The organism is Kineococcus deserti (assembly GCF_050871945.1).
In the GTDB taxonomy this organism is placed as follows: domain Bacteria; phylum Actinomycetota; class Actinomycetes; order Actinomycetales; family Kineococcaceae; genus Kineococcus.
In genome coordinates, this window is the sequence record NZ_JBJLSI010000050.1 from 15,817 (window position 1) to 27,766 (window position 11,950).

Genomic DNA, 11,950 nt, shown 5'->3' on the forward strand with positions numbered 1-11,950 from the left:
GCGCCCGCTCGCACGGTGTCTCGCACGGTGTCTCGCACCGTGTCCGGCCGGACACCCGGGAGCCTCTACCCTCGGTGCCCGTGGACGTCCTCGTCATCGGTTCCGGTGCCCGTGAGCACGCCTTGGTGCGTGCCCTGCTCGACGACCCGGGTGTCGACCGGGTGATCGCCGCCCCCGGCAACGCCGGCATCGCGCTCGTCGCCCCCGTCGAGCCCCTCGACGCCACCGACCCCGCTGCCGTCGCGGCGCTCGCGGTCCGGCTCGGGGCCGACCTGGTCGTCGTGGGGCCCGAGGCCCCGCTCGTCGCCGGCGTCGCCGACGCCGTGCGCGCCGCGGGCATCCCGGTGTTCGGCCCGTCCGCGCAGGCCGCCCGGCTCGAGGGGTCCAAGGCCTTCGCCAAGGAGGTGATGGCCGCCGCGGCCGTCCCGACCGCGATGGCCCACCTGTGCACCACCGAGGACGAGGTCGCGGCCGCGCTCGACGCGTTCGGCGCCCCGTACGTCGTCAAGGACGACGGCCTGGCCGCCGGCAAGGGCGTCGTCGTCACCGACGACCGCGAGGCGGCGCTCGCGCACGCCCGCGCCTGCCTGGGCCACGGCCCGGTCGTCGTCGAGGAGTTCCTCGACGGTCCCGAGGTGAGCGTGTTCTGCCTGACCGACGGCACGTCGGTCGTGGCCCTGGCTCCCGCGCAGGACTTCAAGCGCGCCCTGGACGGCGACGAGGGGCCGAACACCGGGGGCATGGGCGCCTACTCGCCGCTGCCGTGGGCCCCGCAGGACCTCTCCCGGGAGGTCGTGGAGCGCATCGCGCAGCCGGTCGTCGACGAGATGGCCAAGCGCGGCACCCCGTTCAACGGCGTCCTGTACTGCGGGCTGGCGCTGACCTCGCGCGGTGTGCGGGTCATCGAGTTCAACGCGCGCTTCGGCGACCCCGAGACGCAGGTCGTGCTCGCCCGGCTGGCCACTCCGCTCGGGAGTGTCCTGAACGCCTGCGCCACCGGCACCCTGGAGAGCCAGCCGCCGCTGCGCTGGCGTCCGGAGGCGGCCGTCACCGTCGTCCTCGCCGCCCCGGGGTACCCCGAGTCGCCGACGACGGGTGGTCTGCTGCGCGGTCTGGACGCGGCCGGTGCCGTCGGCGGGGCGGCGGTCCTGCACGCCGGGACCGCGCCCGCACCGGACGGGACGGGCATCGTCAGTTCCGGTGGCCGGGTGCTGTCGGTCGTCGGCGTGGGGGAGGACCTGGCGCAGGCACGGTCCGTGGCCTACGAGGCCGTGGAGCTGATCGACCTCGAGGGTGGGCGGTTCCGCCGCGACATCGCGTTGAAGGCCGCGCAGTGAGCGTCCTGGAACTCGACGGCTGGAGGCACACCTACTCCGGCAAGGTGCGCGACCTGTACGTGCCGTCGGCGGGCGACGACGGAACCGTCCTCGTCGTGGCCAGCGACCGGATCTCCGCCTACGACCACGTGCTGTCCAGCACCATCCCCGACAAGGGCAAGGTGCTCACGGCGCTGTCGCTGTGGTGGTTCGAGCAGTTGCGCGACATCGTCCCGAACCACGTGGTGTCCACCGACGTGCCCGCCGCCGTCGCCGGCCGGGCCATGGTGTGCCGCAAGCTGGACATGTTCCCCGTCGAGTGCGTGGCCCGCGGTTACCTGACCGGGTCCGGGCTGGTCGAGTACCGCGGGAGTTCCTCGGTCTGCGGCGTCGAGCTGCCCGCCGGGCTGGTGGACGGGTCCCGGCTGGACGCGCCGATCTTCACGCCCGCGACGAAGGCCGAACTCGGCGAGCACGACGAGAACGTGACGTTCGAGCACGTCGCCGCCACCGTCGGTGCGGCGGCGGCGGCGGAACTGCGGGACCTGACCCTGGCCGTCTACCGGCGGGCCGAGGCGATCGCCCGCGAGCGCGGGATCGTGCTGGCCGACACCAAGCTGGAGTTCGGGACCGCCGACGGCGCGACCATCCTGGGCGACGAGGTGCTGACGCCGGACTCCTCGCGGTTCTGGCCGGCCGAGACCTGGGAACCGGGCCGGCCCCAGCCCAGCTTCGACAAGCAGTTCGTGCGGGACTGGCTGACCTCGCCGGAGTCGGGGTGGGACCGGAAGGGCTCTGCCGAGCCGCCCGCCCTGCCCACCGAGGTCGTGGAGAAGACCCGCGCGCGGTACGTCGAGGCGTACGAGCGGCTGACCGGGCAGGCGTTTCCCGCCTGACGTGGTTACGGTTCCGGCGTGTCCCGCCTGAGCCACCTGTTCCACCTCGACCTGGTCCGCAGCGCCAAGGCCGTGCAGCACCTGACGACGTTCGTCGTGGCGGCGGTCTCCACGATCCTCGTCACGCGGTTGTTCCTGGCGTTGTCCGGGTACCCGCAGATCGGCGGCGACACCGGGCTGCACGTCGCGCACGTGCTGCCCGGTGGCCTGCTGATGCTGGCGGCGATGTGGTTGCTGCTGTCGTACGTGGGCCCGGGGCCCCGGCCGTCGGCCGCCCTGCTCGGTGGGGTGGGTTTCGGGTTGTTCATCGACGAGGTCGGGAAGTTCGTGACCTCCGACAACGACTACTTCTTCGAGCCGTCGGCAGCGATCATGTACGTGGTGTTCGCGGGTTTCGTCGTCGGGGCGCACTACGGGCGGCGCCGGCGGCCTCCCTCGGACGCCGAACGGGTCGCCGGGGCGGCGCACGTCCTCGTCGACGGTCTGGCGGGCCGGCTGTCCGAACACCGCCGGGCCGAGGTGCTGCACTCCCTCGCCAAGGTCGGCGACCAGCCCGGGGCGGCGGAGCTGCGCTCGTTGCTGGAACGCGTGCCAACCCGCACTCCCGGTGTGCCGCAACGGCTCGAGGGGGTGTACCAGCACGTCGCCGACGCCTTCGCGGCGGTGTCCTCCTCGAGGTTCGCGCTGCCCGCGATGGGTGCGCTGCTGCTCGCCCAGACGGCGGGGGCGACGTTCGTCGTCCTGGGGTTGTGGCACGCCGAGAACCCGCACGGCGTCTCGATCGTCGGGGTGCTGCTGGGGGCCGGCGTGTCGCTGGTGTTCACGACGGTGGGGTTGTGGCAGGGACGTCGCCGCGGGCGGCGGGCCGCCGTCGAGTCGTTCCAGCGGTCGGTCCTCACGTCGCTGCTGCTGACGCAGGTGTTCCTGTTCGCGGCCTCGCAGTTCGCCGCGACGGCGGGGCTGGTCGTGGACCTCGCGCTCCTCGGGATCGTCAACGCCGACCTCGCGCGGCTGCGCCGGATCCGCTGAGCACGCCCGCGCGCCTGGCCCGCACGCCCGCTCCACAAGTGCTCGATCAGGGAAGTGCTTGATCACGGGGTGGGGTTTCGCCCGCCAACCCCTACCGGTGATCGAGCACTTCCCTGATCGAGCACAGTCCGGTCAGGCGGTGACGTCGCGCGCGGCCGAGTACGTCGCCACGACCTGCTCCAGCCAGTCCGCGTAGGCGGCGTAGGTGAACGGCTGCTTGTCGTCCCACTCCACGACCTGACCGGCCTGGACGGCGGGCATCGCGGTGTACACCGGGGAGCCGGCGAACAGTTCCTTCGACCCGACGTAGGCCAGGACGACGTCGGCGGGGTGGTCCGGAACGTTCTCCCAGGACAGTTCCGCCCACGGGCTGTCCTCGGGCGGGGTGGGGCCGACGAGGGTGACGCCGTGGTCGGCGAGCAGTCGCAGCTGGGCGATGTCCGGCCCGCCGACGTACAGCGCGCTGGTGTCGCCGTTGAGGGCGATGGTGGTCAGTCCCCGTCCCACCGCGGCGTCGAGGGCCGAGAGGTTCTCGGCGTAGCGCGCCCTGTCGGCGTCCGTCGCGGCGCGGTCCCCGCCGAGGGCCTCGGCCAGCGCGGCGTACTCCTCGACGACGTCCTCGACGGGCATCCCGGAGAACCTCACCGCCAGGAAGGGGGCGATGTTGGTCACGGCCTGCGTGGTGCCGTCCTCCCACCACGTCCAGCCCTCGCTGCGGGCGCTGCCGTAGCCGATGACCAGGTCGGGATCGAGGGCCGCGAGCGCCTCGATGTTCAGTTCACCGCCGCGGCCGACGACCTCGACGCCGGACAGGTCGACGTCGCCGAGCGCCAGCGGCGAGGCGTCCTGCTCCAGTCCGTAGCCGAACACGCCGACCGGGCGGATGCCGTAGTCCCACAGCGAGGCGGCGCTGTAGGCGTCGGTGACGATGCGTTCGGGGAGGGCGTCGAGGGTCACCGTGCGGTCGAAACCGCTGGTGTACGACCACGTCGGGGTGGTCTGCCCGGGGTCGGCGGTGCTCTCCTGCGCGGAGCAGGCGGCGAGGGCCGCGGTCGAGGCGGTGAGGACCAGGAGCTCGCGTCTGCGCACGGGGGATCTCCAGGGGTGAGGTCGGTAGGTTTGGCTACCCTAACCCATCGTTGAGCTGCTCCTGTGCGCTGCCACCTGCGACGGTGGGGAGGTGACGCGCACCGACCCCGCCGACCTCGCCGACCTCGTCGCCGCCGTTCCGGACCTGCCCGCGGGCCGGCTCGTGGCGCCCGTCCACGACCCCTCGTCCGGCCCGGTGCTCTGGGTCTCCGACGCCCCGGCGGTCGCCGGCCAGTGGGCCCGGCTGGCCGCGGCGCACTCCTCGACCGGGTGCTGGCCCGTCCTGCTGGAGGGGCTGGACGGGGACGACGTCGAGCGCCCGTGGCGGGTGGGGGAGTTCGCGCCGGTGCGGAACTGGGCCCCCGGGGACACCGAGGCGTTCCTCGCCGAGGCCTACGCCGAGGCGTTCGGGGACGAGGACCCGGATCCTGCGTGGCCGGGTTCGTCCCCGGCGCTGACGCCCGTCGCCGACCCGGCCCTCGCCGCGGCGCAGTTCGCCGGCGAACTGCTCGTGCACGGTCCGCGCCACCTCGGCCTGGTCCACGTCGAACGCGGCGCGGACGTGCCCGGCGCCCTGGGCTGGTTCGGGGCCGTGAACCACGACACCGACCCGGCGGACCTGTCCGGGGTCCTGCGCAGCTGGGAGGACCGGTTCGGTGTCCGCCTGGTGGGCATGGGGTTCGACACGGTGCAGGTCAGCGTCGCCGCGCCGCCCTCGACGCCGGCGCAGGCGCTCGCGGTGGCCGTCGAGCACCTGGGTTTCTGCTGCGACGCGGTCGTGCAGGACGGCCCGGGGGACGTCCGCGCCTACGCGGAGGACCTCGTCGGGGCGTGGGCGTGGCGGTTCCGGTGGGACTGACCGGCCCGTCTGACACCGGTCCGCCGCGAGACGTGCCCTCACGCAAGCGCCGAACCGGTCGACAGCAGGGAGCCGCTGGAGGCGGTCGAGAGCCTGGAGGGGAGGTGCGCGAGACCGTGACGGCGGGGGGAGGACCAGCGGCTGGTCGTCACGGCGTCATCGTGCACCCTGACCACGTGTCCGACGACGTGTCCGCCGCCCCTCCGCCACCCGCACGTGGCTGGTCCCCGCACGTCCCGGCGGTGCTCGCCGCGCTGGCCCTGCTGCTCGGCCTGCAGCTGCTGGGCACCCTGCTCGTCGACCTCGTCGGCCTGCCCGTCCCGGGTGCCGTCGTCGGGCTGGTCGTGCTGCTGGTCGTCGGCGTCCGCTTCCCGGGGTTCGTGCGCCGGGCCGAACCGGCCGGCGAACCGTTGCTGAAGCACCTGCAGCTGCTGTTCGTCCCACCCGGGGTGGGGGCGCTGACGCAACTGTCGACCATCGTCGACTCCGCCGGTCCGCTGGCGCTGGCCGTCGTCGGCTCCTTCGCCGCCGCGCTGGTCGTCGCGGGCGTGGTGCTGCAGAAGCTGTTGCACCGCGAGGTGCTGTCGTGACCGCACTGGTCCACGCGCCGGGTTTCGGGCTGGCCCTGACGCTCGCCGCCTACCTGGGGGCGGGCGAGTTGCACCGCCGCCTGGGGCGCCCGGCGCTGCTGGCCCCCGTGCTCGTGGCGATGGTCGTGGTCTCGGTCGCCCTGGAACTGCTCGGCATCGGCTACGAGGAGTACCTGTCCTCGGTGTCGGTCCTGACGCTGCTGCTCGGGCCGGCCACGGTGGCGCTGGCGCTGCCCCTGCTGCGTTCGGGGCGTGCCCTGCTCGCCGACCGGCTCGCCGTGCTGGCCACCCTGCTCGTCACCGCAGTGGTCAGCGTGGCCGTCACGGTCGGTGCCCTCGTCGCGCTGGGCGCCGACGACGGCCTGGTCCTGACGACGCTGCCGCGCTCGGTGACCACCCCGGTCGCGCTGACGGTGGGGGAGACGATCGGCGCCAACACGACGCTGGCGGTCGTGCTCACCCTGGTCTCGGGTGTCCTGGGCGCCACGGTCGGGCCGTGGCTGCTGGACCGGGTGCGCGTGCGCGACCCCCGCGCCCGCGGCTTCGCGATCGGCATGGTCTCCCACGGGATCGGCACCTCGCGGGCGCTCGCGGAGTCGGACGTCGCCGGCGGGTGGTCGAGCGCGGCGATGGTGCTCAACGCGCTCGCGATGACGATCGCCCTGCCGGTGGTGGCGCAGGCGTTCTCCTGATCCCGTCAGCCGCGCCCCTCCCACCGGCCGGGCTGGTCACGGGCCCGTGCGGCCTGGGCGGACGTGTCAGTCCGTGGCCGGCGGAACGTCCTCGTGCGGTTCGGTCAGGCCCAGTTCCTCGCGTTCGTGCTCGACGCGCTGCTCCAGTTCGTCGTCGTTGGGTCGCGGCGGCATCTTGCCGTGCTCCTGCCGGTCCCTGGGAGCGGCGATCTCCGGTTCGATCACGTCGTCGAGGTTCGGCTCTCCGGATTGCTCGGTCATGTCTCGACGGTAGGTACCGGCGCGCCACGCCGCACCTCGCGCGCGGCGGCTGCGCGGTGGTTCTGCGGTGGGGGGCGGCGGGCGGTACCGTGACCGTCACCAAGATCGACGCAGCCGCTGCGTCACCGGTCAAGACACGGCCGGTGTTGAACGCTGTCCGCCGTGCCGCAACCGGGAGTCGGGTGCGCCACCACCGGGGCACCAGCGGTTGCGAGCGGGACGTCGTGGCGTCCCCTGACTCCCGGAGGTCCCGTGTCCGTCGGCCGTTCCCCCTTGCCCGCTCGTCGTTCCGTGCTGTTCGGCCTCGCCGCCGCCGGTTCCCTGGGACTGCTGTCGGCCTGCGGCGCCGGCTCCGAGGTCACCGGGGACGGGGCCGCGGGAGGTTGCGACATCGACGCGCCGGAGAGCGCGACGACCGTGAACGTGCTGGCCTACTCCAGCACCGCGACGGATCCCTTCTCCAAGGCCATGTCCGACGGGTGCACCACCGGCGAACTCGTGGTGAACCTTCCGCCGACCGACCTCGCCGGCCAGCACCAGCGTGCGGTCCAGAGCTTCTCGGGCTCGCAGGCCAGCTACGACATCGTCGAGACCTACGGCAGCATCCGGCCCCTGTACGCCGACCGCGGGTGGGTCGTGCAGCTCGACGACATGATCGCCGCCAACTCCGAGCGTTACGCCCTCGACGGCATCGACCCCACGCTCCTGGAGGCCGTCGCCTACGACGGCAAGCAGTACACGCTGCCCACCTTCTGGGGCGTGGCCGTCCTGGTCTACCGCAAGGACGTCCTGGAGCAGGTCGGCAAGGAGGTCCCGACGACGTTCGCCGAACTGCTCGACGTCGCCCGGGCGATCCAGGAGCAGACCGACATCTCCGCGCCGCTGGCCATCCCGTACAACCCCTCGGGCGACATCGCCAGCCAGTTCAACCAGGCCCTGCACTCCCTGGGCGGCAACCTGTTCGCCGACGGTCAGGCGACGCCGACGCTGGACACCGACCTGTCGGTGCGGGCCATCGAAGCCCTGGCCTCGTTGCTGCCCGTGATGAGCGACCAGGTGATGGGCTTCTCCTCCCCGGAGGTCATCACCCAGCTGCAGACCGGTCAGGCCGCGCTCGGGATGCTGATGTCCGGTCGCGTCGCCGACCTCACCGACCTCGACAAGAGCAAGTTCGCCGACCAGATCGCCTTCGCCGTCCCGCCGTCGGTCGACCCCGGTGGCCTGCCGATGACGTACCTGTCGGTCGACGGCTTCTCCATCGCGAAGAACTCCGCCGTGGACCCCGAGCTGCTGTTCCAGCTGACCTGCATCGGCACCGGCGAGGGCGCGGCCAAGGCCGCGTCCGAGGCGACGATCCCGGCCCGCACCGACATCGCCGACGCCGCCGACCTGCCGGTCAAGGACGCCGCGCTGGCGGCGTTGCCGGACGCCGAACCGCTGCCGCAGGTCCCGTACATGGCCGACGTCTACACCGCCCTCGGCGCGCCCATCGGTGCCGCGGTGACCGGTGGGACCACCCCGCAGGAGGGTGCGGCGGCCGCCCAGGCCGCGGCCGTGGCGGCCATCGCGGCCGCCGGGTACTGAGGGTGCGCTGAGGGTGCGCCGCAAGGACTTCCTCACCCTGGCCGGGCCGGCGGTGGTGCTCATGGCGGCGCTGCTGCTGGTGCCGCTGGTCACGACCGTGGTCTGGAGCTTCCAGAACGTCCCGGTGGGGCAGCCGGGGACGTTCAACGGGCTGGCGAACTACACCGAACTGCTGACCAGTCCGCGGTTCGGGAACGCCGCCGTGTTCACCGTCGGGTTCGCGCTCGTGGCCACGGTGCTGAAGGTGGCCCTCGGCTACGCGCTGGCGTTGCTGCTGGCGCGGGTGCGGCGGGGCCGCACCGTCCTGCTGGGGTTGCTGCTCGCGTCCTACATCGTGCCCTCGGTGGTCGGTGCGCTGGACTTCTCCTGGTTGTTCAACGACGTGTTCGGTGGCCCGGTCAACCGGCTCCTGGACGTGTTCGGGCTGCAGGTGAACTGGCTCGTGGAGACGTGGCCGGCGCGCACGCTCGTCGTGCTGCACGCGTTGTGGCACGAGGTCCCGTTCGTCGTCCTGGTGCTGCTGGCCGGGTTGCAGACCCTGCCGGCCGAACCGATGGAGGCCGCGAGCCTGGACGGCGCGAACTGGTGGCAGAAGCAGCGCTACCTGGTCGTGCCCGCGCTCGCGCCGGTGTTCTCCTTCGTGCTGCTGATCTCGGTGATGGACGGGCTGAAGGTGTTCGACGCGATCCGCATCATCACCCCCGCCGCCGAGCAGCTGGGCACCGAATCGCTCATGTCGTACGTCTACCAGGTGGCGCTCGGTGACAGCTTCCGGCTGGGCATGGGCAGCGCCGTCAACGTCCTGACGATGGTCGTGACGCTGGTGCTGCTGATCCCGTTCCTCCGCTCGACCTGGAAGGGGGCGCGGGCCCTGTGAGCACCAGTGCGCGTGCGGACCGGTTGTCGGTGCCGACTGGCCCCGGGTTCGCGGAGAACCAGCGGGCCCGGGCCGCGAAGGTCCGCCGGGAACGCCTGACCACGCTGGCGGTGACGGTCGTCGTGGCGGCCGTCGTGCTCGGCATGCTCATGCCGTTCGCGTGGGCCGGGCTGACGGCGGTCAAACCGTTCTGGGCGGCGTTCACCAACCCGCCCACCTGGTCGTTCACCCCGCAGTTCGACGCCTTCGGCGACCTGTGGCGGGGAACCCGCTTCGCGGAGATCCTGCTCAACACGCTGCTGGTGGCGGTGGCCGCGGTGCTGGTGATGCTGGTGGTCGGGGCGCCCGCGGCGTACGCGTTCGCCCGGTACGCCGGGATCATCGGCCCGGTCCTGCTGGTGCTGGCCGTGGTGCTGCGGACGGTGCCGCGTTTCGCGGTCGTCCTGCCGCTGTACGAGGCGGCCCGGGCGGTGGGGTTGTACGACACGAACATCGCGCTCGTCGCGGCGTTCGTGGCGGTCAACATGCCGTTCACGCTGCTGCTGCTCGTCGGGTTCTTCCGGGACATCCCCGAGGAGCTGGACGAGGCGGCGATGGTCGACGGCTGCAGCCGGCTGGGCGCCTTCCGCCGCGTCATCGTGCCCGTCATGGGTCCGGGGCTGGTGACGGCCGGGGTGTTCACCTTCCTCGTCGCGTTCCAGGAGTACCTCATCGCCCTGACGCTGACGCAGAACGACGCCGTCACGATCCCGGTGTTCATCGCCGCCCAGCGCGGGGCCGACGAGACGTCGACCTACCAGTTGCTCGCCGCGGCGAGCATCGCACTGGTGCTGCCGATCGCGTTCATCGCCGTCGCCGCGCGCAGGTACCTCGTGGCCGGCCTCGGCGGGGGAGCCGTCAAGGCCTGACTCCCGTTGCCCCACTGCCCCGCACAGCGACCGCTGTGCGGGGCAGTGGTCGTTGCGAGGGTGTTTCAGGGCTGGTGCTCAGGAACGGGTGTCCCTACAGTGCGCGACACCCCCTGACCGGAAGGACCCCCGTGCCCAAGCACCGCCGTCGGACGGCCGCTGCCCTGCTGGCCGCCACGACCCTCTGCCTCGCCCCCGCGGCGACGGCCGCCCCCACCCCGTCGGACGAACTCCCCGCCGTCGTCGGGCTCACCGTCACCGACGAGGCGCGGATGCTCGCCGCGGGGGAGACCACCTCGGTCGACCTCGTGCAGGCCTACCTCGACCGCATCGCCGCCTACGACGACGCCTACGCCGACCAGCCGGGGCTGCACGCGGTCATCACCGTCAGCCCGACGGCGCTGGAGAACGCCGCCCTGCTCGACGCCGAGCGGAAGGCCGGCATCAGCCGCGGTCCGCTGCACGGCGTCCCGGTGCTGGTGAAGGACAACTACGCCACCTACGACATGCCCACCTCGGCCGGCAGCGTCGCGCTGGCGACGTACCAGACCGACGACGACTCCGCGGCGGTGGAACGGCTGCGCGACGCGGGCGCGATCGTCCTCGGCAAGACGAACATGTCCGAGTTCGCCTGGCACGGGACGTTCACCCGCAGCTCGATCGCGGGGGACACGCACAACCCCTACGACCAGGACCTGAGTTCGTCCGGGTCCAGCGGCGGGACGGGCGCGGGCATCGCCGCGAGCTTCGCGGCCGCGGGCCTGGGCACCGACTCCTGCGGTTCGATCATCGGCCCGAGCGCGCACCAGAGCCTGGTGGGTTTCCGGCCGACGATGGGCGTCGTGCCGGTCGACGGCATCGTCCCGCTGTCGGTCCGGCAGGACGTGGCCGGGCCGATGACGACGAGCGTCACCGACGCGGCCCTGCTGGGCGCCGTCCTGGCCGGCGACGACTCCCTCGACGACGAGCTGTCGACGGAGGCGCTGCGGGGCAAGCGGGTCGGGTACTTCCACTGGGACTACTCGACGTCCACCGCCGACGGGCCCCGGCCGGGTACCGAGGAGGTCACGGGCCTGGTGGACCAGGCCGTCGCCGACCTCGCGGCGCAGGGCGCGCAGATCGTCGACGTGCCGTTCACCCGCGAGTTCGTCCAGCAGCAGCTGGCCAGCGGCGGCTGGATCGACATGCGCCCCAGCATCGACGCGTTCTTCGCCGCGACCCCGGCCCAGTGGCCCGCGGGCCTGGCCGAGCTCACCGCGCCGTACGACCGGCTGACGTTCTCCGACGTCGTGGCCGACGGCCGCTCGTCGCTGGAACCGGAGACGATCGAGTCCTGGCTGGCGCTGGAGGAGGTCCCCAACGCCGACTACGACGCGGCCGTCGCCGCGCAGGAGGCGGGCGAGCGGGCGATGGACGGGTTCTTCGCCCAGTACGACCTGGACGCGCTGGCGATGCCGACGTCGGAGGCGCCGGCGTCGCAGGACTGGGCGGGAACGACGTTCTGCGACGTCGGCGCGAACACGGGCATCCCGTCGATCTCGGTGCCGGCCGGTTTCACGTCGCAGGGTCTGCCGGTCGGGTTGGAACTGGCCGCACCGCGCGGCACCGACGCGACGATGCTCGGGATGGCCTACGCCTACGAGCAGGCCACCGGTCACCGCCGCGCCCCGGCGACCACACCGGAACTGCCGCGCAACGGCGCCCTGCCCCTGACCGTCGAGGAGGGCCCGCTCTCCTGAAACCCCTGCGGTGGGGGGGGGGGGGGGGGGGGGGGGGGGGGGGGGGGGGGGGGGGGGGGGGGGGGGGGGGGGGGGGGGGGGGGGGGGGGGGGGGGGGGGGGGGGGGGGGG

General features: G+C 73.1%; 12 protein-coding genes. 10 read left to right on the forward strand and 2 right to left on the reverse strand.

Annotated elements, in window-relative coordinates:
- Window positions 1-80 precede the first annotated feature (80 nt).
- From purD to ACRYR2_RS23650, 3 genes are read left to right on the forward strand one after another with little or no spacing between them, the layout of a single operon-like run.
- Window positions 81-1,337 carry a phosphoribosylamine--glycine ligase gene (purD, locus tag ACRYR2_RS23640; RefSeq protein ID WP_432565346.1) on the forward strand — a complete coding sequence of 419 codons (1,257 nt, stop codon included), beginning with the start codon at window positions 81-83 and terminating at the stop codon, window positions 1,335-1,337.
- Window positions 1,334-2,212, forward strand: a complete 879-nt coding sequence (locus tag ACRYR2_RS23645; RefSeq protein ID WP_432565347.1) for a phosphoribosylaminoimidazolesuccinocarboxamide synthase — start codon at window positions 1,334-1,336, stop codon at window positions 2,210-2,212. Before purD ends, ACRYR2_RS23645 begins: the two co-directional genes overlap by 4 nt.
- An 18-nt stretch (window positions 2,213-2,230) precedes the next feature.
- A complete protein-coding gene (locus ACRYR2_RS23650) occupies window positions 2,231-3,241 on the forward strand; it encodes a hypothetical protein (RefSeq protein WP_432565348.1) in 1,011 nt (336 codons plus the stop codon).
- Window positions 3,242-3,373: 132 nt separating this feature from the next.
- Here the strand turns inward: ACRYR2_RS23650 and ACRYR2_RS23655 are convergent, their stop codons facing one another.
- Window positions 3,374-4,330 carry an ABC transporter substrate-binding protein gene (locus ACRYR2_RS23655; protein WP_432565349.1) on the reverse strand — a complete coding sequence of 319 codons (957 nt, stop codon included), beginning with the start codon at window positions 4,328-4,330 and terminating at the stop codon, window positions 3,374-3,376.
- Window positions 4,331-4,421: 91 nt separating this feature from the next.
- Between ACRYR2_RS23655 and ACRYR2_RS23660 the strand changes: the two genes are divergently transcribed.
- The 3 genes from ACRYR2_RS23660 to ACRYR2_RS23670 all read left to right on the forward strand — a co-directional run bounded on the left by ACRYR2_RS23660 (window position 4,422) and on the right by ACRYR2_RS23670 (window position 6,471).
- Entirely contained in the window at window positions 4,422-5,189 is a 768-nt protein-coding gene (locus tag ACRYR2_RS23660) for a DUF4253 domain-containing protein (RefSeq protein WP_432565350.1), read from the forward strand.
- Between the two features lie 176 nt (window positions 5,190-5,365).
- The gene (locus ACRYR2_RS23665; protein ID WP_432565351.1) at window positions 5,366-5,779 is read left to right on the forward strand and encodes a CidA/LrgA family protein; all 414 of its coding nucleotides are present in this window, start codon (window positions 5,366-5,368) and stop codon (window positions 5,777-5,779) included.
- A complete protein-coding gene (locus ACRYR2_RS23670) occupies window positions 5,776-6,471 on the forward strand; it encodes an LrgB family protein (RefSeq protein WP_432565352.1) in 696 nt (231 codons plus the stop codon). The genes ACRYR2_RS23665 and ACRYR2_RS23670 overlap by 4 nt, the downstream gene beginning before the upstream one ends.
- A 66-nt stretch (window positions 6,472-6,537) precedes the next feature.
- Here the strand turns inward: ACRYR2_RS23670 and ACRYR2_RS23675 are convergent, their stop codons facing one another.
- Window positions 6,538-6,732: a hypothetical protein gene (locus ACRYR2_RS23675; RefSeq protein WP_432565353.1), complete on the reverse strand. Its 195-nt coding sequence runs from the start codon at window positions 6,730-6,732 to the stop codon at window positions 6,538-6,540.
- A 291-nt stretch (window positions 6,733-7,023) separates the two neighbouring features.
- On the opposite strand from ACRYR2_RS23675, the gene ACRYR2_RS23680 reads away from it, so the two are divergent.
- The 4 genes from ACRYR2_RS23680 (at window position 7,024) to ACRYR2_RS23695 (ending at window position 11,840) form a co-directional block, all read left to right on the forward strand.
- The gene (locus tag ACRYR2_RS23680; RefSeq protein ID WP_432565354.1) at window positions 7,024-8,316 is read left to right on the forward strand and encodes an ABC transporter substrate-binding protein; all 1,293 of its coding nucleotides are present in this window, start codon (window positions 7,024-7,026) and stop codon (window positions 8,314-8,316) included.
- A 13-nt stretch (window positions 8,317-8,329) separates the two neighbouring features.
- Window positions 8,330-9,193, forward strand: coding sequence for a carbohydrate ABC transporter permease (locus tag ACRYR2_RS23685; protein WP_432565355.1), 864 nt, complete (start codon window positions 8,330-8,332; stop codon window positions 9,191-9,193).
- Window positions 9,190-10,101 (forward strand): carbohydrate ABC transporter permease, encoded by a 912-nt coding sequence (locus tag ACRYR2_RS23690; protein WP_432565356.1) that lies wholly within the window; start codon window positions 9,190-9,192, stop codon window positions 10,099-10,101. Before ACRYR2_RS23685 ends, ACRYR2_RS23690 begins: the two co-directional genes overlap by 4 nt.
- Before the next feature lie 131 nt (window positions 10,102-10,232).
- The gene (locus ACRYR2_RS23695; protein WP_432565357.1) at window positions 10,233-11,840 is read left to right on the forward strand and encodes an amidase; all 1,608 of its coding nucleotides are present in this window, start codon (window positions 10,233-10,235) and stop codon (window positions 11,838-11,840) included.
- Window positions 11,841-11,950: the final 110 nt, after the last annotated feature.